The sequence below is a fragment of the Pseudomonas sp. IT-P100 genome, assembly GCF_949767185.1.
In the GTDB taxonomy this organism is placed as follows: domain Bacteria; phylum Pseudomonadota; class Gammaproteobacteria; order Pseudomonadales; family Pseudomonadaceae; genus Aquipseudomonas; species Aquipseudomonas fluorescens_B.
The window spans coordinates 709,647-733,201 of sequence record NZ_CATKQK010000011.1 but is presented as its reverse complement, the minus strand read 5'-3'; the positions used below and the strand labels follow the sequence as shown (position 1 = coordinate 733,201).

Genomic DNA, 23,555 nt, shown 5'->3' with positions numbered 1-23,555 from the left:
CATGCGTATTTTTTCTTCACAGCAAAAGTTGACGCTGAAATTTGCTGCGTTGGCTTGCTGCATCACATTAATCACCGGCTGTGCCAAGAGTCAGCCGAATACATTCACCTTTACCGCCGATTTACCGCCCGATTTTGCATACGTCGCTGCGGTTTACTACGAACCCGCCGAAGGTGAAACCTGCACTGTCGAAACGAAAGACAACTTGGCGCCGGTTTTCAATAGCCAGTGGCGAAAAGAATACAAACCTGATTCTGAAGTAGAGATCCGCATTACGCGCAAGGGCTGCCCGTTGGTCGTTAGGCGCATCGAGTTGGAGATCAACTCGGCGTATGGAAAAGATCGAGGCGACTTCGGTAGGGAAAGCGCCATGGTTGTTATTCGCCATGAACTGAAGGAACAGTCCAAAGGTACCTTTAGTGAAACGGGTGAAAGCGTCTTTTACGGTCATTGTCAGTGGCTGTTCCGCACTTCAGGCAAGCCGCGCATCCTCAGAAAAATCCTCGACTGCAAAGCAGCTGATGAAAAGGGAGAGCGTAAACGTGGCCGTCCATTTTCGGCTTACACCCTCGATCAACTGCCAGGCAAGACCGTGAAAATGAAGATCATGTTGGCCAAGGAGGAAAAACCCGGCTGGGGCGACACATGGGTGGCAGTGCCCGGTGGCTGGAAGCGTTGCCTAGGCAAAGGCTTCGAAGACGAACGTGCTTATTGCGATGGTAACTACACCGATTTCAGCACCTTCAAAATGGTGGATGGGCGCATCTGCACCATTTACCCCGGCTGCACGGAATAAGGAGATTTTGACATGACATCATTTGAAAAAGAGATGGAGTCACGATTGAGTAATCGCGTGCTTGCCTGCCCGGCTCAAGGTAAGTGGAGTAGTTTTCAGTTGGTTGATGAGAGCGGCTCGGGCGAGCCTTACGCAGGATTGGCTTACGTTGTTACCGATTCAGAGGGGAAGAAATACACGGGATATCTTGACGCTAACGGTGCTGCCAAAGTTGATAACCACTTTGCAGGGCCTGTTTCGCTGACGTTTGATGAGAAATACCAAGGTGCTAATCAACTTTATAAAGACCTCAGAAAACGACCACACTACCCGCTCGAGATAACCGAACTTCAAGTACGAGCCGAAGGAACCCGTTATCTAAATCAAGACTCAACCCGTACCAAAATGAATCCTGCACAAGCCTGCGCCGACGCATTCTTCCAAGTGGAAGTGCGGCATCTAGTCATGGAGATCGCGCATCTACCTCCAGAGGTTTATCGCCATTATCATCACCGTGAGGGCACGGCCAAGCTCATGGGCAAACACGGTGAATTTGGCGTCGCTCTGATACCGCAAAAAAACAACGTATTGGAAGTGCGGCCTATGCGGGCGCTTCGGCCGATGTTGTCGACCAGCCCCGAATTCTGCGCATTGAACCTTTATCAATTGGCGCTGATGGCCACCTTAAGTTATTGCCCATTTGGCCAGCAGCCCGAAAAACACCCTGTGAAATCGCGAACCGTCACCTTCCCGAAACAGCCCAGCGTTGGGAATTGGTTCGGCGATGCGCTGGCAAAGTCTGATGAGCTATGGCGTGTCGATGCGGCGCAAAACAAAGTCTTCTACCCACTGTATGAGGATGTGCCGTACTCCAAACGTTTTGAAATCGTGCCGTTTGATCCGAACCTTTATGAAGTAAACGACCCTGAACGAAATGACGAGCAGGAACACCCCGCAAAACTTCACTTTCTCGACGATAGAGCCAAGCAAGGAGCCACCGATACCCAGGCTTTCATTACCCACAATGACGAACTGATTTTGATCGCGGTACGTGGCACCTACGAGCTTATCGCGGATGGACTGCGCGATGCCGATGCACTCCAAGTGCCGTTTGAAGCCACAGACAGCAAAGTGCACCGAGGTTTTTACGAAGCTGCGCAGAAAGCCTACGAATTTGTTGTTAACTATCTTGAAAAATTCTATGTCGGGCAGAAGCTCATCATTTGCGGCCACAGTCTAGGTGGTGCGGTTGCCTTGATACTTTCGGAAATGCTGCGTCGCAGAACTGAGGGCTACACCCTCCAGCTCTACACCTACGGCGCCCCCCGCGCGGGCGATGCCAACTTCGTTGCAGGCGCGAAGGACTTGGTGCATCACCGCGTCGTCAATCACAACGACCCGGTGCCGAGCGTGCCGGGCACCTGGATGGACACCAAGCCCGGTGTCTTCGCGACGGGGTTGGCTTTGACGCTTGCTAACGTGCCGGTCGGGATGTCGGTGTTTTTTACGGGCATCACGAACTGGACGGGTGAGCCCTACGATCACCATGGCAAGTTGCAGCACTTCATGCCGGTGGATTTTGAACGAGGGAAAAAGTCCGCGTTCATGTGGGAACCCGGTTGCGACACCATCACCCAACATGCGGCGTGCACCTTGGCCATTCAGCAGAAAAACGGGCTGCCGGACCGGCCGCCATTGCTGGCGCAGATATTCCAGGCAGGGAATCATTCAATGACCGGTGGCTACGTTCCCGCGTGCTGGGCGGTTTTACTGCGATGGAAGCAGGCGCACGACGAGAAACGTACGCGGATCACTGATAGCGAGTTTGAGTGGGTCAAGAATTCACTGGCACAGGCCACCACTGACCTGCGGGCGATAGAACGTGATTTAAGAGGACGTTCGGAGGCTTACGCTCGCACACAGGAGAACAACATTCGCGCACTCGTCCTTGAAAAGAGCAGGATTGAGACCACCGTCGCACGCCTGAAAAGCATTCATCCTCAGAGGATTAGCGCACAAGCGCTTTACGGATCGCTGTCAGAACAACCCGAAGATCTGAGGAAAAACGTCGATCGCTGGCTGGCGCATCCCGAAAACAAGGTCCAGGATCCGTTCGCCATGGCGCCGGAAGACCGTGAGGGGGACGCGCTGACGGCTTCGATCTATGGGCACACCATCGGTGCACCGCACACGCTGGATATCGATTCGTTCTGTTAAACACGCCTGTGTTTAAAAGCCTTACCGGTTACTTCGCGAAAGCTACAGCGTCTTGCGTCATTGCCTACGGTTACGCCAGAATCCGCCGGCTTGTGCGCCTTGGGCCCGGGTTCTATCGTTGGTCGGTCGCTGAAAATCAGTGATCGGGTTTGGTAGCCCGGAGTACTGCGTACAATGCTCCAATATGCTGGCGCCCATTTAGGTCGTGGCTTTTATGGTGGTCGTGCGCAGGGCCTTTTCGAAGGCGCCGGTTCCAGTACTCCGGTCTACCAACCTGTGCATGGCCACCACCCTTCGTTTGGTAGCGAGAGTGATGGCTCCATTTAGATAGTACTGGAGCTCCATCAAATGCCTAAGCCAACACCCAATCCGCCGGAAACCGATCCGACATCCCCCTCCGAAAATTTCAAACCGGAAAAACCCGACGAAACCTCGGAGCGCATTCCCCCCTATGCCGACCTCCGTGCCACCCCACGAACACCGAGCACGATGTACACCCTCGATCCACACATCAACACCGAAGACCTTTTGGGACACGCTTGCGAATCACTGGCCTCGGCCCATGTCATGACCATGGATCTGGCGGACCGTACGCTCGGGCCGAGTCGCAATACCCTGCTGGGCATTGCCCAAGTGATCATGCTGGGCGAACTCAACGTGAACCGGGCGCTGGATCAACTCGATCCAATCGAGTAGTCCTATCCTGTGGTGAGGGCCTGCGCCCTCGTCACCACCACTGACCGAATCACTTGATCCGATAATGAAAGGTATTGCGCACCGCCGGCACCGAAACCACCTGGCCGTCGACGACTTTCGGCTGATAACGAAAGGTGTTGGCCGCCGCCAACGACGGACGCATGAACAGCGGATGACAGCCGTCGAGCACCTTGGGATTCTCAACCTTTCCTTGGGGGTTGACCGTATATTCCACGGTGCAATCGCCTTCGATGTTCTTGTCCAGCGCCCGTTGCGGGTAGTCCGGCGCTTCCTTGCTCAAGGGCAGGTACTGGCGACTGTTGGCGGCGACCTGGGCCGCTTGCTGGCGAGCGCGTTCGGCGTTCAACCGGGCCTGTTCGGCTTGATGCGCCTGTTGCACTTGCTGCTCGGCGAGGCGTTGTTGTTCAGCCTCGCGAGTGCGTTTTTCCGACTCAAGGCGCTGGCGTTGTTGCTCGGCCTGAAGCTCGCGCTTTTTGTCTTCGACCCGTTTGCGCGCCAACGCAGCTTGTTCGAGTTTCTGCGCCTGGATCTGTGGGTCGATGGCGGGTTTGACGGGAGCCGGAGCAATCGGTTCGGGCGGTGATGGCTCGACCAACGCCGGTGCCGGTTCGGGTGCCACAGGTTGCGGCGCCGGCGGCAACATCACCAGTTGGGTTCTCAGCACAGAAGGCGGTTCGACGGGCGGCTTCTGCGGCGACCAACCGTGCACCAGCAACGCGAGGACGGCCGCGTGCAACGCCACCGCCAGGCTCGCCGCCAGACTGTTCTGCCAGAAGCCGCTGCGAGCACCGGGCAGCAACGTCATGGAAGGACTGTGCATGATCATCGCCGTCATTGCGGGGCCTCGGTCACCAGCCCGAGGTTGCTGACTCCGCCCTGCTGCAACGCCGCCATGGCCGCGACCACGCTGCCATAACCGGCGTCCTTGTCGGCGCGAATGTAGACCTGAGTGTCGTGGCGCTCGGCGACGATTTGCGCCACTTTCGCCCGCATGTCGTCAAGGCTCACCGCACTGTCGGTCTGGTGTTGAGTGTCGAGTTCACCGCCGACATTCCAGTAGTAACCACCCTCGGCCTTCACCGACAACGTGAGGATTTGCTGACGCGTGTCAGTGGCCAGGGCTTCACTGGCAACCTTGGGCAGTTCGATCTTTACACCTTGGGTCAGCATCGGCGCCGTGACCATGAAAATCACCAGCAGCACCAACATCACGTCGATGTACGGCACCACGTTCATTTCGGCCTTGGGTCCGTGTTTGCGTTGCGGTTTGATCAGCATCTTCACGCTCCTCTCAGGCTGCGGCGGCCAGGTTCAACGGCGCACCGTGCAATGTGCGATGCAGACGCACCTGAAGTTCATTGCCGAAGGCGTAGTAACGGGTGAGCAAGGTCTGGCTGCGGGAGGAAAACCGGTTGTAGGCAATCACCGCCGGAATCGCCGCAAACAAACCGATGGCCGTGGCGATCAGCGCTTCGGCGATGCCGGGCGCCACGGTCGACAGCGTCGCTTGCTGGACCTGAGACAAGCCGAGGAAGGAATTCATGATCCCCCACACTGTGCCGAACAGACCGATGTAAGGGCTGACCGAGCCGACGGTGGCGAGAAACTGCAAGCCTTTCTCCAGCTGCACTTCCTGTTCGCTGATCGCCACATACAACGCGCGCTCCACACCTTCGAGCACCACGTCGGCGGGGTTGCCCGAACGCTGATTGAGATGACTGAATTCGCGAAGCCCTGCATGAAAAATCGGCTCCACACCGCTCTCGCTACCTGCCGTTTCCCGGTACAGCGGCTGCAGATCCGAAGCGCCGCGAAACTGCTGCACGAAGGCATTCATCTGCCGCTCGCGCTGCTGCAACACGCGACCGCGCTGGATGATCAGGTACCAACTGAGCAACGACGCCAGCAACAGGGTGAGCATGACCGCCTTGACCAACAGACTGGCGTCGCTGATCAGCCCCCAGATCGTCATGTGTTCGAGCGTGGCCTGCATGGTGAAACTCCTTGTCTGAAGCGCTCGGGCCGTCGATGCGCGACGGCCGTTGAGCTATTGGATGAAAGTGGGATGACAGGTTGATGACCGGCCCGGATCAAGGCAGCTTCAGGGCTTGAGTGACCTCGGTCCAGGGCACGAATTTGAAGTTTTGCGTCTGCTCGGGCATGCGCTTGCGGCCGTCCTGCACCACCAGCAGGCCTTGGCTCCAAGGCCCGCCGAGGTTCACCGAAGTGACTTCAAGGCCATCGGTTTCCGAAGCGCCATCGATGCCGAGCGCTGCGTTCAGGCCGACGCGAAAAGCGCCCCGCGAGGCGAACGGCGGCTCGGCGTCCAGCACCAGGTAGCTGTCGTTACCCTGGCTGGAGATCACCAGATAATCGCGAGCCTCGCTTTGATACAGCGCCAGACCTTCAACGTCGGCCTGCAGTTGTGGGCCGACCTTGATCACGCTGGTCAGTGTCGCCGGCTGGTCGGCGCGGGCATCCACCGCCCAGACGCCGACATCTTCTTCACCGAGAAACAGCCGTTGACGTTGGTCGTCGGCCACGCAGCCTTCGGGTTGGCTGTCGACCTTGAACTGGCGCACCAACTCACCTTTTACCGTGCCGTTCGGCGCACTCAGGCGGTATTGCAGGAACGTGCCGTCCTTGCCGTTGGCGATGGCGTAAAGCTCGCCACTGGCAGGCTGGAACAGGCAGATGCCGTAGATTTCCTTGAGCGGCGTGGGGATCTCGCCGGCTTCACGCAGCTCGCCGCTAAGACGGTCGATGCTGAACAGACTGAGGCTGTTGTGATCGCGATTGCTGGCGACGGCGAGGTCGACAGTCTGTGGGCCGAGTTTGAAATTCGGCCTCAGGTCGACGTTGTTCAGGCGCCCGACCGGTAACTCCTGCAGCAACTTGCCTTGCAGGTCATACGCCAGCAACCCCTGCTTTTTATTGGTGCCCAGCACCCGGCTCAGCGACGGTTGCTGCGGGTGAATCCAGATCGCCGGATCGTCCGCCGCATCGCCCTGACGGCCGACCGGATCACTCTGGCTGAGCGCTTTAACGTTCGGCAGCACCCGCGCCAAGGGCACCGGTGTCGGCTGCCAGTTCAGTTCGCCTTCATACAGACGGCCGTCGTCATCGTCGCGCAGAAGAACCTGCAGGCCTTTGTCGGTCGGGCGCAGGGCGAGGTTTTCCGGTTCTATCAAACCTGGCAGCGCCAAGGTCGCCTGGGCCGACCAGTGTTCGCCCTGCTGCTGGTAGACATGCAATTGCGCGGCTTTCGGGTCCAGCGCGACGAGGCCACCGGGCACCAAAGCCATGGCGCCAGCGGTTTTTTTGATCGTGCCGAACGGTTCGCGCATGGCCACCGGCGTGCGGCTGACCTCGGCTTCGGGATGCGCCGGATACACCCACCACCCCACATTCTCTTCGTTGACCACCAACTGATTGGCGCCGTCGTCGACCTGACAATCCGTGGCCGACGGTGGCAGCGGCAGACCGCGCACCCGTTGTGGTTGCGGGTTGAGCGCCGCGTCGTTACCCACCAGCCATTGCTCGCCCTTGCCCTCCTCGCCCACCAGAAACAGGAACAGGTTGCTGGCCTCGTCGCGATACAGGCACAGGCCGTTCACCGGGTAATCCCGCGTCGGCAGATACACCGGCTGGCCCCAACTGCGTTTGTCCGAATCGAGACTGACCAAAAATGCCTGCTGACGGCTGTTGTCCAGGCTTGCGACCAACACTTGCCGGCCGGCTGCGCGGCTGTCCACGCCACTGAACGATCCTGGTAAACGCGCCAGTTCCCGGCCCTGTGCATCGAGCAGCAGCAAACCGTCTTGATCGCTGGCCGCCAGGCGTTCGGCGCCAACATTGGCGGGCAGGAACGCCACCGCATCAACCGACAGATTGGCGCCCCATGGCTTGAGTGTCAGGCTGGGTACCGCCGCCAGCACCTGGCCGGCGGTCAGGCTGATCAATGCGGCCAGAAGATGGCGCTTGGATAGAAACGAAATACTCATGAACAGGCAAAGTCCTTGTCGTGGAATCGTGTAACGGCCATCGCGGGCGAGCCTCGCTCCTACGGCAATGCTGTTCACTTAAGTGCGGGCACCGACAATTGTGGCGAGGGGATTTATCCCCGTTGGGTCGCGAAGTGGCCCCCAGCGTCCGGCCAAACAGACTGAATTGTCCGGATCGACGACCGCTTCGCAGTCGAACGGGGATAAATCCCCTCGCCACAGTTGTCAGTGTTCGCCAAGCAAACAGCATTACGCTCCTACGGAGGCCGCATCGGGGCTCAAAAGTGGGTGAAGGTCAGGCCGAGCTTGTAGGTCGGGCCGTATTCTTCGTACTGGCCGTTGTAGGCGCGGTGGCCGGTGTAGACGAAATACGGCTCGTCGGTGAGGTTCTGCGCCTCGAAGCTGACTTGCAGGTTTTTGGTCAGCGAGTAACGGGCGCTGAAGTCGATAAAGGTCTGGGCATCGACGTGCAGGTCGTGGGCCTTGTCGTTGATGGACGCCAGTTCAAAGAGGTAATCCGACTTATAGTTGGCCGACAGGCGCAGGCTCAGCTTGTCGTCTTCCCAACCGAGCATCAGGTTGCCGACCGTGTCGGACTGGTTGGGTAAATCGATGCTGCGCTTGCGGTTGATGCCACTGGCGGCGTCGAAGCCCTTGATCTCGGCATCCGAACGGCTGAAGGTGCTGTTGGCGCCAATCAGCAGGCCGTTCCAGGGCGCCGGCAACCAGTCGAATTTCTGCGAATAAGCCAGTTCCAGGCCATAGAGCTTGGCGCTGTCGCCGTTGGCAAACGTGTGGGCTTCGGAGAAATCGACCCAGGCACCCGTGCCGGCCAGGTCGGTGTTGTAGACGAAATTCTTGATGTCCTTGTAGAACACGAACGCCGAGACGGTGCCGGCGCGGCCCATGTAATGCTCGATGCCCAAGTCAAGATTGCTCGACTCCAGCGGTTTGAGTTCCGGGTTGCCGAACGTGGCTTCGTCATCGTCGATGACAAACCCTGGCGCCAGTTGACCGAAAGTCGGGCGCACCACGGATTTGGTCCACGCGGCGCGAACCTGGGTGTTTTTGTCCAGTTGATAGCGCGCATGCAGGCCCGGCAGCCAGTGGTGATATTTGCGCTGGGTGTCGGTGGAAGTGAACGCGCCATCGGTCACGCCGGTGCCCTTGGCTTCGAACTCGGTGCCTTCGTAGCGCAGGCCGGCGATGAACCGCCAGTCGTCGATATCGATCGTGTTCATCAGGTAGCCGGCGTTGATGTCTTCGCTGATCTTGAAGTCGTTGACCCGCGATTCGACTTCGTCATAGAAGTCCGCCTGGTTGAGGCCGCCGATCAACTGCTTGATCGCACTGCCGCTGATCCCCGGGCCGAACTGGCCGAGGCGATAGTCGACGTTGCCTTTGGTGAAGTGCGACAGGTTGAGCTGATCGTCGCTGAAACCCAGGCCATCGAAATCCTCATAGACCCAGGCGTCGAGGTCGTTGTCCTTGTTGCGCCGACTGACCTTGCCGCCGAATTTGACCTGGGACGCGTAGCCTTTGAAGTCGTAATCCCGGGCCAGGTCCAGGCGCAGGTTTTTCTCGGTGTCGGTGGTTTTCTGCTTTTCCCACTCGACCTTATCGAGGCTGAAATTGGCCGGATCGTAGAAGGCCTGGCCAATGATCGGCCGTGGTTTGTCCTTGTCGTAGTAACCGCTGCCGGCAAAGTCATCAATGCCGGTGAACGCAGCGTTGGCAATGTGACCCGGGCTGTCTTCGCCGGAGCGGCTGTAGCCAGCCTGGCCGCTGAGGGTCCAGAGGCCGAACATGCGTTCGCCGCCCAGGACGTAGGATTGAATTTCCTGGGTCTCTTCGCGTTGTTTGAGTTTGCGCGAGCCTTCGGCGTCGCCCAACTCGCCCGCAGCTTGCGGGTCGGCAAATTCGAAGGCCGCGGCGTTGCGTGTTTCGCTGTCCTTGTAACGGCTGTAGAGGGTGCGCAGGTAATAGCTGCTGAGGTCATCGGGCTTGTAGTCGAAGTTCAGACCACCGCCGGCGCGTTCGCGGCTGATGTCGTAGTCGCGTTGCTCGAACTCTTCGAGACGGGCGCCTTGCTCGAAATCCCAGGCACCGCCGGTTTCGACGTTGTCCGAACCGAAATCGCGCTTCTGCCAGCTCAGCGCGGCGGCCACACCGAAATTGTCGATGCCGTCGCCGAGGCTGAAGCGGTCACTGATGGCGCCGGAAAATTTCGGGCTGGTCTGGTGGGTGTTTTTGTCATAACTGGCTTCGCTGCTGCCGGTGTAGAACAGGCCTTTGTGATCGAACGCCGAGAGGCTTTTCACGTCGACGGTGCCACCCAGGGAGTTAGCGTCCATGTCCGGGGTCAGGGTCTTGATCACCGATAACGACTGCACCAGTTCCGAGGGCAACACATCGAGGGCTACAGCGCGGCGCTCGCTTTCCGGCGACGGTACGAGCGTGCCGTTGATGGTCACGCTATTGAGGTCCGGACCGAGGCCGCGTACGCTGACAAACCGCCCTTCGCCCTGATCGCGCTCGACGCTGACTCCCGGCAGTCGCTGCACGGCTTCGGCGACGTTTTCGTCCGGCAGCTGCGCCACGCCGTCCGCATGCACCACGCTCTTGATGCTGTCGGCGTTGCGTTGTTCCTTGAGCGCCTGGTCGATGCTTGCCGCTTGCCCCACCACTTCGACGTGTTCCGTGTTCGCGGTGGTTTCGGCAGCGCTCAAGCGTTCGCTGGCCATTGCCATGGCCAATGCGGTGAGCGTGAAGCTGACGAGCCCGGCAGTGCTGCTGCGCTGGTACATGGTGTCCTCCCCCAAGAGTCCGATAACGCCAGGCAAGTGGCCCGGCAACTGGGAGGGCAAGCTAGGTTCGGGGGATGACGGTTCTGTGACAGGGGTTGGCGGGAGACGCTGTAAACCGGGGTTTTGCCAGGCTTCAGGCTGGTTAATGAGCTCAAATGACCTGAGTCTGGCGCTAATCCTGTGGCGAGGGGGTTACCCCCGTTGGAGTGCGAAGCGCTCCCCTATCAAACACGCAGTGAATCTAACGGCGGCCGCTGCGCGACCGAACGGGAGCAAGCGCCCTCGCCACAGGTCATCGCCAGGCAGAAAAAAACCGCTGCACCATGAGCTGATTCGACCTTTCACCCCAGTCACCCCACTGTCACAAACATCTGCTGTGCTGACGCGCATCGCCTCTTTGCCAAAGGATCACGGCCATGTTCTCAGTGCTCAAACCCCATCGTTGGAAACTTGCACTGCTGCTGTTGGCGGCGAACGCGGGATTGCTGTTGCACCTGGCGTGCGGCGAGTTGAAAAGCATCAGCGAATGGGTCTGGCTGGACATCGTCGGCGAAGGTGGCTCGGCGCTGCTGGCGCTGGTCTGGTTGGGGCTGGTACTCAAGAGTCGCCCGGCCGGTCGCGTCACCAATTATCTGGCGCTCGGCTTGAGCGGCATCTTTTTCTCCTGGTGGATCGACAGCCTCGACGAGTTCATCCGCCTGCCCGACAGCATCACCTGGGACCACTGGCTGGAATCCGGACCGATGCCGGTGGGCATGATTCTACTGACCCTCGGCATCTATCACTGGCACCGCGAGCAACTGGCGATCAGCGCGCAAATGGAGAAGCGTGAAAAGCTGTTCCGCGAGCACCGGTTGTTCGACAAACTCACGCCACTGGGCGGCGCCGACTACCTCAAGCGACAACTGATCGAAAGCCTTGAAGAGAGTCAGCGGCAACAGCAGCCGCTGTCACTGCTGGCGCTGGATGTCGATAACTTCACGGCCATCAACCAGACGTTCGGCCATGCCGAAGGCGACGCCGTATTGCAGGCGCTCAGCCATTTGTTGCTGCTCAATCTGCGGCGGCAGGACTTGCTCTGCCGACTGGCCGGCGACCGCTTCGTGGTGCTGCTCCCCAACACCGGCGAGAGCCAGGCACGGCTGCTGGCGCTGGAGCTGGAACAGGCGGTTCAGGGCTTGGCACACAAAACCCGGCAACACGGCGAGCGCGTGCAGTTGTCGGCCAGTACCGCCGTGGTCATGGCGGTCAACGAGGCTCCGGATCCCCTGCTCAAACGCCTTAACCTGGCGCTGGCACGGGCCAGGCAGCCGTTGGCAAAAACGGCCTGAGGCGCGGTCATGACCCTGAAAACCACATGGTATGAAACCGACAGCCGCTTCATTCCCGGGCATTACCAACCGGCGACCTTGATTGATCTGGCCTTGTCCCGGGATATCGATAGCCATCGCCTGCTGCGCGGCACCGGCCTGTTTCATGAAGACATCCTCGCCGGCCAGACCCGCCTCAGTCCCCAGCAATTTTTCGGGCTGATCAACAACAGCCGCCGGTTGCTGGACGCCGACGACAGCAGTTTCCTGTTCGGCCAACGCTTGCTGCCGGGACATTACGGACCGGCCAGCCATGCCTTGCGCCACGCACAAAACCTGCACCAGGCACTCGACACACTGGTGCAACAACAGGCGCTGCTCAGCCCGCTCGCAACGCCGCGGTTGGTGCTGGATGAAAAGCACGCCTGGTTCTATTGGCTGGACAGTTGTGGCGCGGGCGAACAATGGCGTTTTCTGCTGGAAGCGAGCATGACCTCCATCGTCGCCATGAGCCGCTCACAGAGCGGCCAACGCCTGCCGTGGGAATGCAGCTTCAGCCATGCCGAGCCACGTTACGTCGAGCAATACTGGGTGCATCTGGGCGAGCACACCCAGTTCAACCGCCCACTGGACCTGATGCGCATCCCACGGGAATACCTCACGCTCGCCTGGCCCGCCGCGTCGGCCACCGCCAGCCAGGTCGCCCGTCAGGAAGCCCAAGGACAAATCGAACAACTGGGCTTTGCCTCAAGCTTCGTCGACTGCCTCTATCGCTACCTGCAAACCCATATACGACAAGCCCCGAGCCTGGAACAAGCCGCTCAGGCCTTCGCCATGAGCCCCGCCACGCTCAAACGCAAACTGCAAAAGCACGACACCGGTTTTCAGCAACAGGTGGATCGAGTGCGCAAGCATGTGGCGCTGTACCTGTATCAGATCAAGGGGTTCAGCAACGAGGAAGTCGCGGAGTATTTGAGCTTTAACGATGCGGCGAATTTCCGGCGTTCGTTCAAGCGCTGGACCGGTAGTACACCGAACCTGATCCGTCAGCTGTTCACTTCAGGTTAAGACAAACACGAAAAAGCCCAACCTCAATAAGGTCGGGCTTTCTCATTTATGGGCGGGTATCCATCATTTTGTCAGCGAGGGCCTTGGCTCTTTCAATCAACAGATTCTGCCTGTCCTCATGAGTGGCCCCTCCCACAACTGGCGCCGTCAGATGGCTTTCCGCAATCAGCGCAGCGCAGAAATATTGATCCCACACGGCTTTGTCCGCGGACGTCTGTGCGGTGGTTGGGTCGGCAGTCATAGTGCGGCTCCTTTTGATGAAGTAGCCCTGCCAGTTTACGCCTGATTCATAACCCGCAACCGGCCACCATTCGTCGCCTGAAAACTCCCGTCAAGAAACTGTAACCACCTTTGGCTCAAGCTTTGCAAACGCTGGCCGTAACCGCCCCGGAACGACGGAATTCTGACGTGGAGGCCAATCAATCAATATTTATGGGCACCAGCGCTACGCTGGGTCCGGCACCCGGAGATGTAACGTGTCAACTCTCAATGAAATCGCAGCGAACCACGCGAAAATGGCGAAAAAACTGGCGGGAGAGTCGACCGAAATGTGTGAACGACAGCCGCTGGTGGTGGGTGGGTTCGAGGTCACGTCAGTGGATGAGCAACCCCATGTACCCATGCATCTTATCGTTGCGGCGCAGGACAACCATCTCGTGCAGGTTGCTGGCTACTTGCCCTGAGCCGCCTCAGTTCAAATACCACCCCCAGGGTCCACCGCCGTATCGGGTGATTTGCTTGGTCTCGAGGTAATTGTTGTAGCCCCACTCACCCAGCTCGCGTCCGATACCGCTCTGCTTGTAACCGCCCCAAGGGGCCTCGACAAAAGTCGGTTGCGAGCAGTTGACCCACACGATACCGGCGCGAAAGCGTCGGGCCACTCGTTCGCAACGCGGGATATCGCGGGACATGACCGCGGCCGCCAGACCGAATGGCGAGTCGTTGGCCAGGCGAATTGCTTCGGCTTCGCTGTCGAAGGCCCGCAGGCAGACCACCGGGCCGAAGATCTCATCGCGCCATACCGAACTGTGCTCCGGCACATCGGCGAATATTGCCGGGGTCACGTAATAACCTTTCTGCAGATGGGCCGGGCGTGTGCCGCCTGACACCAGTCGCGCCCCCTCTTGCTGACCGGCCGCAATGGCGTCGAGCACCTTGTCCAGTTGCCCCTGACTGACCAACGGCCCGAGTTTCACACCCTCGGTAAAACCTTGGCCAATGCGGATCTGCTCTGTGGCTTTGATCAAACGCTCCAGCAGCGCCGGATACAAGGCGCGCTCCACCAACACTCGCGACGTGGCCGAACAGACCTGGCCCTGGTTCCAGAAAATCCCGAACAGGATCCACTCCACCGCAGCGTCGAGGTCACTGTCGGCGAAGATCACGAACGGCGATTTGCCGCCCAGCTCCAGGCTGATGCTTTTGATCTCGGCCGCCGCCGCTTGCATGATCTTGCGCCCGGTCGGCACGCTGCCGGTGAAGGCGATCTTGTCGACGTCCGGGTGTTCGGCCAGCGGCGCGCCGGCCTCACGCCCCAGCCCGCTGACGACGTTCAACACCCCCGCTGGCAAGCCGGCCTGGTCGGCAATAGTTGCCAATTCAAGGGCGGTCAGCGGCGTCAGTTCCGACGGTTTGAGCACCACCGTGCAGCCCGCTGCCAGCGCCGGAGCGACTTTCCACGACGCCATCAGCATCGGGAAATTCCAGGGAATGATCGCGGCGACCACGCCCACCGGCTCCTTGATCACCGAGGAACTGAAGCGCTCATCGGACACGCTGATCGACTGCTCGCTGTGTTGGTCCGCGCCTTCGGCGAGCCCGGCATAGAAATCGAAACAACCCGCGGTGTCGGCGATGTCCCACAGCGCTTCCGGCAGCGGCTTGCCGTTGTCGCGCACTTCGATCGCGGCCAGTTCGTCCTGACGCGCACGAATGCCGTCAGCGATTCGCCGCAGAACCTGCGCTCGCTGCACACCCGTCCAGCGCGGCCAGTCACCTTCGTCGAACGCCTTGCGCGCGGCGGCGACGGCCAGGTCGATGTCTTCCGCCGTGGCGGCAGCAACCTGTGCCAGCACCGATTCATCACTCGGGTCTAACGTCTCGAAAACGCCACGCTGCACCGGCGCAATCCACTCGCCGCCGATGTACAGCCGTTGATAGTCACGCATGACAAATTCCCTCGCTGACCGGTTGCTCCAGCCGAATATTCTCAAGGCGACTGAACGCATCCACCCGCACCCCGCTGCCCACGCTCACCCCCGGCCCGAACACCACGCAAGGCTCGATGCGCACGTCCGTGGCCAGTTGCGTATCAGCGCTGAAAAACACCGTGTCCGCCGCCACCAGGCTGACACCAGACTGCATGACCGAACGGCGTCGGCGCTGCTGGAAAAGTTGTTCGGCCGCATGCAATTGCTCGCGATCATTGACCCCGAGCACGTCGTCCTCGTCCACTTCCACCGCTGTGACCGGCAGGCCGGCGCTGTTGGCCACTGCCACTGCATCAGTGAGGTAATACTCGCCCTGCGCATTCTGGTTGCCGATCCGGTCCAGCAGCCACAGACAGGTATCGGCACGTAAACCCATGACACCACCATTGCAGAAGTTGACTTCAAGCTCTTTCGGGCTGGCGTCCCTGGCTTCGCGAATGGCCAGCAAGCGACCCTCCTCCACCAGCAATCGTCCGTAAGGCCCCGGCTGTGTGGTGTGAAATCCCGCGACCGCCACGGCGGCACCGTCGATCAGTGCCTGACGCAATTGCGCCAAGGTCTGCGCGCTGATCAATGGCGAGTCGCCAAACAGCACCAGCACGCAACCCTGTTCATGAGCCTGCAATGCGGGCCGGGCGGCAAGCAACGCATGGGCCGTGCCCAACTGCTCTTGCTGGGTAAACGTTCGCGCAGTCGGCGCTGCCTGTTTCAAGTAATCGGCAACCGCCCGACTGCCTGCGCCCAACACCACCGCGCATTGATCGATATTCGCCGCCTCGACCGCCGCCAGTACATGGCCGAGCAACGGCCGGTTACCCACCGGGTGCATGACTTTCGGCAGCTGCGAACGCATGCGGGTGCCCTGCCCGGCGGCAAGAATCACCGCCAGGGTCCGCCAGGAAATATTGTCGCTCATTGCGACCCTCCCACTGAGTCAAGCCTGATCGCGATAGAACACGTCGTCGGCATACGGATACCACCAGTCCTGAATCTTTGGCTGGTGATCGATGATGACCATTTTCGAGCGTCGGAACGCTTCGAGGCCCTGACGCCCGAGTTCGCGCCCCAGGCCGGACATCTTCCAGCCGCCAAACGGCAGCGCGTCGTTGTCGATCAGCGGGTTGTTGACCCAGACCATTCCGGCTTCGAGGCGCTCGGCAGCCTCCATGGCTTCGGCAAGGTCGGTTGAAAACAGTGATGCGCCCAGACCGAACGGCGAATCATTGGCCAGCCGCACCGCTTCATCGAAATCGCTGACACGACAGATCGCCGCGACGGGGCCGAAACACTCTTCCTGAAGAATCGCCATGTCAGCGGTCACGCCGGTTAGGATGGTCGGCTCATAGAACCAGCCCACGCTGTGCTGCGGCGGAATCCGCCCACCGCAAACCAGCGTCGCGCCCTTGGCCAGGGCGTCGTCGACCAGGCGCATGACTTTGTTGCGCGCAGCCTCGCTGACCATCGGCCCGATCTCCGTATGTTCCAGGCCATGGCCGATGCGCAAGGCGCGGGTGCGTTCAGCGAACTTCGCGACGAACTCATCGTGGACTTCATCAACCACGTAGAAGCGCTCTGCCGAGGTGCAAATCTGCCCGCTCAGGTGGAACGCGGCGGTCACCGCACCTGCCGCGGCGACGTCCAGCGGCGCGTGTTTTGAGATGATCAGCGGGTCGCTGCCACCTGCCTCGATCACGCACGGTTTCATCTGTTCGGCACACGCCACTGCCACCGCTTTGCCCGCCGCCACGCTGCCGGTAAAGGCAACTGCGTGAGTGCCGGTCGACTTCACCAGAAACTGCGCCGTCACCGCATCGCCCGGCACACAAGACACCAGCCCCGGCAGCAACGAGGTGAAATGTTCCATGAACTTGAGCGTGCACAGGGTCGTGGCTTCCGCCGGTTTGATGATGCAGGCATTGCCCGCGGCCAACGAGGCAGCGACCGTCCAGCACATCAACAGGATCGGAAAGTTGAACGGCATGATGTGCACGCTGACGCCATACGGTTCATAGCGCACATGCTGGAACGAGCCAATCTGCGTGGTGCCGGCAACCTTGCCGGCATCGTCCCGGGCCATTTCCGCATAGTAGCGAAAGATCGGCGCGCAGTTGGCCAGTTCACCCATGGCTTCGGGAAACGGCTTGCCCATTTCCAGGGTCATCAACCGTGCGACTTCACGGTTGCAGGCGACGTCTTGTTCGATGGCATTGGCCAGCGTGTGCAAAAGCGCGGCGCGGCTTTTCGCGTCGATCAGCCGCCACTGTTTTTGCGCGGCGGTGGCGGCATCGACGGCGGCTTGCACGTCAGCTTCGCCACACAGCCCGACCTGCCCGACAGGTTGCAGCGTTGCCGGGTCGAGCACTTCGCGCGCGCGGGCATTCGTCAGCGGCAGGTATTCAGAGTTGATGAAACGCAGTGCGATGTCAGTGTTGAACGTGGCCATGGGGTAATCCTTGAACCAATCGATAAGGGGTTTCGCGCAAAACCGCGAGGGTTGCGGGCGACAGATCGTCGCGCCAGCCCGGCACATGCCCGTTGAGCCAGGCGCGCAGCGGCGCGAACGCCTCGGCCTCCAGCGCGCGAACAAACAAACCCAGGGTGCGCGGCAGGTGAGCCAGGTAACCGTGCTTGCCGTCGCGGCCCGCCAGTCGCACAAAAATCCCCAGCACCTTGGCGTGACGCTGGGCGGCCAGCCGCCGGTAATCCTCGAGAAATCGCGGCGCATCGAGCTCCGGGCGTTGCATCAGGTAGTGCGTCAGCAGCGCCACGCGCAACGCTTCGGACACGTCGCGGCGCGCGTCTTCGAGCAATGACATCAAGTCGTACGCCGCCGCACCGATCAGTGCGTCCTGAAAATCCAGCAGACCGCAGGCCGCAACGCCATCGCGGCCTTCGAGCAGCATCAGGTTATCGACGTGGAAGTCGCGCAACACCAGCGCTTCGCGACGTAGCGCGACATCGCTGCAGGCCTCGGCGAACAGCGCCAGATACGACTCACGAAGGCCCAGCGCCGCTTCCTTGCCAATCAGCAACGGCACGTACCAATCGATAAACAGCGCACACTCGTCACTCAGTTGTCGAGCATCGTAGGGCGCCACTTCCGCCGTCGGTGGCGCGCGGTGCAACGCCACCAGCGCGTCGACCGCCAAGCGATACAGCGCCGCTTCCGGATGCCCGGCTGCCAACAATCGGGTGTAGGTGTCGTGACCGAAATCCTCGATCAACGCCAGCCCCGCCGCTTCGTCGACCTGCAGCAAGGCCGGCGCGGAAAGCCCCAGTCGGTGCAGGTGCCGGGCAACCTGGACAAACGGACCGATCGGCTCGCTGTGCGGTGGCGAATCCATCAACAGCAGGCCTGCACCGCTCAAGCGGAAATAACGCCGGCTCGAGGCATCCGCCGGCAGCGCAATCAACTGCGCCTCGGCGAAGCCGGCACGCGCCAGGAAGGCTGCGCGCTGGTCCTCGCGGGTTGGCGATGATGCACGTGTCTCAGTCATGGCAATCACCGGATCATGTAGACCTTTTTCACCGTCTCATGGACGGTGCACACGCCTTTCCAGTCCTTGCGGAAAAAGGCTGCAGTGTCGGGCTTGATCTCGATCACTTCGCCGGATTCGTGGACGTAGGTGCAGCGGCCTTCGAGGAAATGGCAGAACTCATCACTGGTGACGTGGCAAAACCATTTGCCCGGCGTGCAGATCCACACGCCACACTCGGACTGACCTTCGGGGCCTTTGTGCAGCACCACGCCGGAAACACGGGATTCACCTTCAAGCATGGTCGGGATCACGCCCCAATCCTTGACGTCAGTGATGCTCAGCGGGTCGTACAGAAACGGGGTAGTCATGTGTTGCTCTCCAAAAAAGTCAGGTTCAGACAGATAGAACAAACGTCGAGTAACGTGTGGCGAGGGAGCTTGCTCCCGCTGGGCAGCGAGGCGGCCCCACCCTCTCTATCTGAAAAGAAGGGGCCTGCTGTGCAGGCCAGCGGGAGCAAGCTCCCTCGCCACAGGGGCTGGCATTCAGGCCAGCATGTAAACGTTGCGCAGGGTTTCCCGGACGTGGCATTCACCGGTCCAGCCGGCCGGGAACAGCACCAGGGTGTTCGGGCGAATCTCGATCACTTCGCCGTTGTCATTGCGATAAGTGGCGACGCCGGCGATGAAGTGGCAAAGCTCGTCACGGGGAATCGACAGCCGCCAACGACCCGGCGTGCAGACCCAGAGCCCGGTTTCTGGGCTGTTATTCGGGCCTTTGAACAGCAGCCGGCCGCTGGAATGCGAGACGCCTTCGACGGCGTCGCTCTGCACGCCCCAGTCCACCAGATCGGTGCGACTGCTGACGGCTTCGAGGTACGGCGTGATACCCGCCGTGGTGTTTTGCTCAGGCATTGTTCAGCACCTTGTCGAGAATGGCGGCCGCGTCCGCCGGCCCTTTGCGTGATTGCATCTGCGCGCTGGTGCGCTGAAGACGTTGGCGCATTGCCTCGTCGTTGAGGCACGCCGCGAGCTTCTCCGCGAGCTGTGCTTCGCTCCACTCGTAGCGGTCGAGCTTGAACCCGTGACCGCTTTCTTCGGCGCGCATGGCGTTGTCATGACCGTCCCAGACGTAGGACATGACGATTGCCGGCTTACCGAAAAACAGGCACTCGGTGAAGCTGTTGTTGCCGCCGTGATGGATCACCGCATCGACCTGGGCAATCACCGATGGCTGCGGGAACCAATTGGAGATCAGCACGTTGTCGGGCAGGTCCGGGTATTCATCAAGGTGCTCACCGACATTGAACAACGCGCGGTAAGGCAACTTGCCAACGGCGGTGATCAGTCGCTGGAGCAGATCGACGTCGCCCGAACCGAGGCTACCGAAACTGACGTAGAGCAACGGCTTGTCGTTGTTGGCGCGAAACTCGGGAATGTCGTAGGCCGTATCATGACGAACGCAACCTTGCAGGTAGTGGAAACGCTCGGCCGGCAATGGGTGACGACGCTCGAACTTGACCGCGTCCGGGTACAGCAGCAGGTTCATGTACGGCGAGGCTTCGAAGAAGGTGCCAAGCGGATACGGTTGCTCGCCATGGGCTTGCAGGAACTGGTTGAAGTCTTCATGAATCGGCCCGACCACGTCTTCGAAGCGCTGGCGAAACTGCGCGTGGCCCGCCTTGTCGTGAATGCTCATGCCCGACAGGTGCGGCGGGATATCCGGGTCTTCGATCTCGTTTTCCGAGCAGGAAATGATGCGCACCCAAGGCTTGCCGTATTGCTTGATCGCAGGAAACAGGATCACGTTGTCGACGCAGATCAGGTCGGGTTTGACCTTGTCCAGCACCGCCGGCAAATCCTTCTGCGCCCACTTCGCGGTGTCGACGATGGCGGCCCAGCATTCCTTCACGTAGTTGTCGATTTGATCGATTGGGGATTTGCGGAAATTGGGAATGTGGCCGTTGATGAAATCGACCCAGTAGCGGGCCATCTCCTCGGCGGGCATCGGCGCCGACATGTTGACCATGTGTTCTTCAAAACCGTAGCCGGCATACACGCCGCTCATGCCGGGGTCGGTGAGGAAAACCGCCTTGTGGCCGAGGGCTTCGCACGCCTGGGCGATACCAACCGAGTTCAGTGCCGGGCCATAAGCGGCTTCCGGAAAGAAGGCGATCACTTTCTGTTTCATCGAGCGGTACTCCTGCCTGGTCTTTTTTATTGTTCAGCGCGTCAATACACGGGCGTGGCGAGCCTGCCAGCCGAGACGGACGCTCATACCGATAGCAAAATGCGCAAATTCGAATTGCGAGGACGGCACCCGGACGATCAACGCCTTGTCGCTAAGCGCCGTCTGCACATGCAGGTTGGTGTCGAGACCGTGATAGGCGATTTCGACGATGTTTCCGGTGACCTGATTGGCACACGTCTCGCCCTCCTGCGCGAGCACCTGTAGACGCTCCGGGCGCACGACGACGGCAACCTTTTGCCCAGGGACCAGCGGCACGTCGGTTTCGACAACCAGTTCCTGGCCGTTGACGCGCACCGTGTGCTGGCCCGAACGCACGCCTTCAAACAGATTGCTGACGCCAATGAAGTTGGCGACAAAACGGCTGTTGGGGTTTTCGTAGAGTTCGGTGGGGCTGCCGCACTGGCAAACCTTGCCGCCATCGAGCACCGCCATGCGGTCCGACATCACCAGCGCTTCTTCCTGGTCGTGGGTGACGATGATGAAGGTGATGCCGCTCTCCAGTTGCAGGCGCTTGAGTTCGAGTTGCATTTTTTCCCGGAGCTTTTTGTCGAGTGCACCCAACGGCTCATCGAGCAACAACACCCGCGGACGCTTGACCAGCGCCCGTGCCAGTGCAACGCGTTGGCGCTGACCACCCGAGAGCTGATCCGGCTTGCGCTCGGCCAGTTCACCCAGCTGCGCGGTACTCAGCACTTCATCCACCCGGCGACGGATTTCCGACTCGGGCAAGCGCTCCATTTCCAGCCCGTAGGCGATGTTCTTGCGCACGGTCATGTTGGGAAACAGCGCATAGGACTGGAACATCAGGTTCAACGGACGCTTGTTGGCCGGCAGCGGCGAGATGTCTTTGCCATCCAGGTAAATGCAGCCGGCGCTGGGTGTTTCGAAGCCGGCGAGCATGCGCAACAGCGTGGTCTTGCCGCAGCCGGACGGCCCCAGCAGCGCAAAGAACTCGTTTTCGCGGATGTTCAGCGACACCTCGTCAACCGCCAGACCGTTGCCATAAGACTTGCTGACCTTGTCCAGGATCAGTACCGCCGAGGAGTTATTCATGGGTGCGAGGAGCCTTGTTGAGACGCTGCGAAGCCAGCAGCGCGGTGATGCTGACCAGCATCACCAGCGTCGCCAGGGCATTGATTTCCGGGGTGACGCCAAAACGGATCATGGCGTAGATCTGCATCGGCAACGTGGTGGAAGCCTGGCCGGAACCGGAGTTGAAAAACGCGATGATGAATTCGTCCACCGACAGCGTGAAGGAGAGCAAACCACCCGCCAGCACACCGGGAAAAATCGCCGGCAACAGCACCCGGCGAAAGGTGGTGAACCAGCTCGCGCCCAGGTCGATCGAGGCTTCGAGGATCGAATAGTCAAAGTGTTTGAGCCGCGTGCGCACCACCGCGCAGACGAACGCGATGTTGAACACGGCGTGGCTGATGATGATCGAGTGCAGGCCCAGCCCGACCTTGAGCAAGTTGAAAAAGCTCAGCAGCGCAATCGCCAGGACGATGTCGGGAATGATCATCGGCGCCATCAGCAACGTGTCCACCACTTGCCCCTTGTCGTTACCCTTGCGGCGCAGTTCGATGCCCAGCGCAAGGAACGTCCCCAGCACGCAGGCAATGAAGGTTGCCGACAGTGCAACGATCAAGGTATTGAGTGCCGCCGACAAAATCGCCGAGTTATGCGCCAGCGACACGTACCATTTCAGCGATACGCCGCCCCAGGCCGTCGGCAACCCTGACTTGTTGAACGACAGCAGGATCAACACCAGGATCGGCACATACAGGAAGGCATACACCAGCCACAGGTGCGTATTGAGTGCGGTGCCGCCCAGCGAACGAGACTGACTCATGCGCGTCCCCCTTCTGCACGACGGGCCACCAGGGCCTGTACGAACAACAGGATCAGCATGATCGCGATCAGGAAAAAGCTGAGTGCCGCACCGAACGGCCAGTCCCGCGCCGTGAGGAATTGCGAGTAGATCAGGTTGCCGACCATCTGCACCTGCTTGCCGCCCAACAGATCGGCGGTGATGAAGTTGCCGATGCTCAGGACGAAGACAAACACAGCACCGGCGGCGACACCGGGCACGCTCAGCGGCAGGATGATCCGGCGAAAGGTCATCCAGCCCGAGGCGCCAAGGTCCTTCGAGGCGTCCCAGAGTTCGTTGTTGATGCGTGACAGCGAAGAGAAAATCGCCAGGATCACAAACGGGATGTAGTTGTAGACCAGCCCCAGCACCACCGACGCCTCGGTGTACAGCAGGCTGATCGGTTCGCCGCTGTAGCCGAACATCTGCAGCATCCGGTTGATCAGGCCTTCGCGATTAAGCAGGACGATCCAGGCATAGGTGCGGATCAGGTAGTTGCTCCAGAACGGCAGCATCACCAGAAACAGGAACACCGCTTGATGGCGCCGTGGTGCACGGGCAATCGCATACGCCGCCGGGTAGCCGATCAGCACCGCAAACAGCGTCGCCAGCCCGGCGATTTTCGCCGACTTGAGCAGGATGCCGAGGTACAGCGGATCGAACGCGCGCTGATAGTTTTCCCAGGTGAACAGCCAGTCGATGCCGCCGTATGCACCGCGTTCGACGAAGCTGTAGACCAGCACCAGCACGCACGGCACCACTAGAAATATCAGCAGCCAGCCAAAGCCGGGCGCAAGAAGCCAGGCCGACAGACGCCTGTCAGCATGCAAAGCACTCATTACCCATATCCT

The 23,555-nt window shown here is 60.2% G+C and carries 22 protein-coding genes; 6 read left to right on the top strand and 16 right to left on the bottom strand.

What is annotated here, in order from left to right; all coding sequences use genetic code 11:
• Nucleotide 1: 1 nt before the first annotated feature.
• The 3 genes from ACM6IQ_RS11795 to ACM6IQ_RS11785 all read left to right on the top strand — a co-directional run bounded on the left by ACM6IQ_RS11795 (nt 2) and on the right by ACM6IQ_RS11785 (nt 3,688).
• Nucleotides 2–796: a hypothetical protein gene (locus ACM6IQ_RS11795; protein WP_017337904.1), complete on the top strand. Its 795-nt coding sequence runs from the start codon at nt 2–4 to the stop codon at nt 794–796.
• A 12-nt stretch (nt 797–808) separates the two neighbouring features.
• Nucleotides 809–2,992 carry a lipase family protein gene (locus ACM6IQ_RS11790; protein WP_414878840.1) on the top strand — a complete coding sequence of 728 codons (2,184 nt, stop codon included), beginning with the start codon at nt 809–811 and terminating at the stop codon, nt 2,990–2,992.
• A 348-nt stretch (nt 2,993–3,340) separates the two neighbouring features.
• Nucleotides 3,341–3,688, top strand: coding sequence for a DUF6124 family protein (locus tag ACM6IQ_RS11785; protein WP_414878839.1), 348 nt, complete (start codon nt 3,341–3,343; stop codon nt 3,686–3,688).
• Between the two features lie 49 nt (nt 3,689–3,737).
• Here the strand turns inward: ACM6IQ_RS11785 and ACM6IQ_RS11780 are convergent, their stop codons facing one another.
• From ACM6IQ_RS11780 to ACM6IQ_RS11760, 5 genes are all read right to left on the bottom strand, one after another.
• Nucleotides 3,738–4,544, bottom strand: coding sequence for a TonB family protein (locus ACM6IQ_RS11780; protein WP_414878838.1), 807 nt, complete (start codon nt 4,542–4,544; stop codon nt 3,738–3,740).
• Nucleotides 4,541–4,987 (bottom strand): protein TolR, encoded by a 447-nt coding sequence (gene tolR, locus ACM6IQ_RS11775; RefSeq protein WP_017337900.1) that lies wholly within the window; start codon nt 4,985–4,987, stop codon nt 4,541–4,543. Before tolR ends, ACM6IQ_RS11780 begins: the two co-directional genes overlap by 4 nt.
• 13 nt (nt 4,988–5,000) lie before the next feature.
• Nucleotides 5,001–5,702 carry a protein TolQ gene (gene tolQ / locus ACM6IQ_RS11770; RefSeq protein ID WP_017337899.1) on the bottom strand — a complete coding sequence of 234 codons (702 nt, stop codon included), beginning with the start codon at nt 5,700–5,702 and terminating at the stop codon, nt 5,001–5,003.
• Nucleotides 5,703–5,799: 97 nt separating this feature from the next.
• Nucleotides 5,800–7,713 carry a phytase gene (locus tag ACM6IQ_RS11765; RefSeq protein WP_414878837.1) on the bottom strand — a complete coding sequence of 638 codons (1,914 nt, stop codon included), beginning with the start codon at nt 7,711–7,713 and terminating at the stop codon, nt 5,800–5,802.
• A 278-nt stretch (nt 7,714–7,991) separates the two neighbouring features.
• The gene (locus ACM6IQ_RS11760) at nt 7,992–10,520 is read right to left on the bottom strand and encodes a TonB-dependent receptor (protein ID WP_414878836.1); all 2,529 of its coding nucleotides are present in this window, start codon (nt 10,518–10,520) and stop codon (nt 7,992–7,994) included.
• Nucleotides 10,521–10,936: 416 nt separating this feature from the next.
• Here ACM6IQ_RS11760 and ACM6IQ_RS11755 point away from each other — a divergent pair, with 416 nt between their 5' ends.
• Nucleotides 10,937–11,851 (top strand): GGDEF domain-containing protein, encoded by a 915-nt coding sequence (locus ACM6IQ_RS11755; RefSeq protein ID WP_414878835.1) that lies wholly within the window; start codon nt 10,937–10,939, stop codon nt 11,849–11,851.
• A gap of 9 nt (nt 11,852–11,860) precedes the next feature.
• Nucleotides 11,861–12,898, top strand: coding sequence for an AraC family transcriptional regulator (locus tag ACM6IQ_RS11750; RefSeq protein WP_017337895.1), 1,038 nt, complete (start codon nt 11,861–11,863; stop codon nt 12,896–12,898).
• A 46-nt stretch (nt 12,899–12,944) separates the two neighbouring features.
• On the opposite strand, the gene ACM6IQ_RS11745 is transcribed toward ACM6IQ_RS11750, so the two are convergent.
• Nucleotides 12,945–13,139 (bottom strand): hypothetical protein, encoded by a 195-nt coding sequence (locus ACM6IQ_RS11745; protein WP_017337894.1) that lies wholly within the window; start codon nt 13,137–13,139, stop codon nt 12,945–12,947.
• Between the two features lie 235 nt (nt 13,140–13,374).
• Between ACM6IQ_RS11745 and ACM6IQ_RS11740 the strand changes: the two genes are divergently transcribed.
• Entirely contained in the window at nt 13,375–13,581 is a 207-nt protein-coding gene (locus tag ACM6IQ_RS11740) for a hypothetical protein (RefSeq protein ID WP_017337893.1), read from the top strand.
• Nucleotides 13,582–13,587: 6 nt separating this feature from the next.
• Here ACM6IQ_RS11740 and ACM6IQ_RS11735 read toward each other — a convergent pair whose 3' ends face one another.
• The 10 genes from ACM6IQ_RS11735 to ACM6IQ_RS11690 form a co-directional block, all read right to left on the bottom strand.
• A complete protein-coding gene (locus ACM6IQ_RS11735; protein ID WP_414878834.1) occupies nt 13,588–15,066 on the bottom strand; it encodes an aldehyde dehydrogenase family protein in 1,479 nt (492 codons plus the stop codon).
• A complete protein-coding gene (locus ACM6IQ_RS11730) occupies nt 15,059–16,024 on the bottom strand; it encodes an NTP transferase domain-containing protein (RefSeq protein ID WP_414878833.1) in 966 nt (321 codons plus the stop codon). The genes ACM6IQ_RS11735 and ACM6IQ_RS11730 overlap by 8 nt, the downstream gene beginning before the upstream one ends.
• A gap of 18 nt (nt 16,025–16,042) precedes the next feature.
• On the bottom strand, nt 16,043–17,551 hold the full coding sequence (locus ACM6IQ_RS11725) for an aldehyde dehydrogenase family protein (protein ID WP_414878832.1): 1,509 nt from the start codon (nt 17,549–17,551) through the stop codon (nt 16,043–16,045).
• The gene (locus ACM6IQ_RS11720; RefSeq protein WP_414878831.1) at nt 17,532–18,605 is read right to left on the bottom strand and encodes an aminoglycoside phosphotransferase family protein; all 1,074 of its coding nucleotides are present in this window, start codon (nt 18,603–18,605) and stop codon (nt 17,532–17,534) included. The genes ACM6IQ_RS11725 and ACM6IQ_RS11720 overlap by 20 nt, the downstream gene beginning before the upstream one ends.
• A gap of 5 nt (nt 18,606–18,610) precedes the next feature.
• Nucleotides 18,611–18,955, bottom strand: a complete 345-nt coding sequence (locus ACM6IQ_RS11715; RefSeq protein WP_084317822.1) for a cupin domain-containing protein — start codon at nt 18,953–18,955, stop codon at nt 18,611–18,613.
• A gap of 174 nt (nt 18,956–19,129) precedes the next feature.
• Nucleotides 19,130–19,498 carry a cupin domain-containing protein gene (locus ACM6IQ_RS11710; RefSeq protein ID WP_414878830.1) on the bottom strand — a complete coding sequence of 123 codons (369 nt, stop codon included), beginning with the start codon at nt 19,496–19,498 and terminating at the stop codon, nt 19,130–19,132.
• Nucleotides 19,491–20,774 (bottom strand): nucleotide disphospho-sugar-binding domain-containing protein, encoded by a 1,284-nt coding sequence (locus ACM6IQ_RS11705; RefSeq protein ID WP_414878829.1) that lies wholly within the window; start codon nt 20,772–20,774, stop codon nt 19,491–19,493. Before ACM6IQ_RS11705 ends, ACM6IQ_RS11710 begins: the two co-directional genes overlap by 8 nt.
• Nucleotides 20,775–20,807: 33 nt before the next feature.
• The gene (locus ACM6IQ_RS11700) at nt 20,808–21,887 is read right to left on the bottom strand and encodes an ABC transporter ATP-binding protein (protein ID WP_414878828.1); all 1,080 of its coding nucleotides are present in this window, start codon (nt 21,885–21,887) and stop codon (nt 20,808–20,810) included.
• Nucleotides 21,880–22,686 carry an ABC transporter permease gene (locus ACM6IQ_RS11695; RefSeq protein WP_414878827.1) on the bottom strand — a complete coding sequence of 269 codons (807 nt, stop codon included), beginning with the start codon at nt 22,684–22,686 and terminating at the stop codon, nt 21,880–21,882. Before ACM6IQ_RS11695 ends, ACM6IQ_RS11700 begins: the two co-directional genes overlap by 8 nt.
• Nucleotides 22,683–23,543 carry an ABC transporter permease gene (locus tag ACM6IQ_RS11690; protein ID WP_084317827.1) on the bottom strand — a complete coding sequence of 287 codons (861 nt, stop codon included), beginning with the start codon at nt 23,541–23,543 and terminating at the stop codon, nt 22,683–22,685. The genes ACM6IQ_RS11695 and ACM6IQ_RS11690 overlap by 4 nt, the downstream gene beginning before the upstream one ends.
• Nucleotides 23,544–23,555 lie beyond the last annotated feature (12 nt).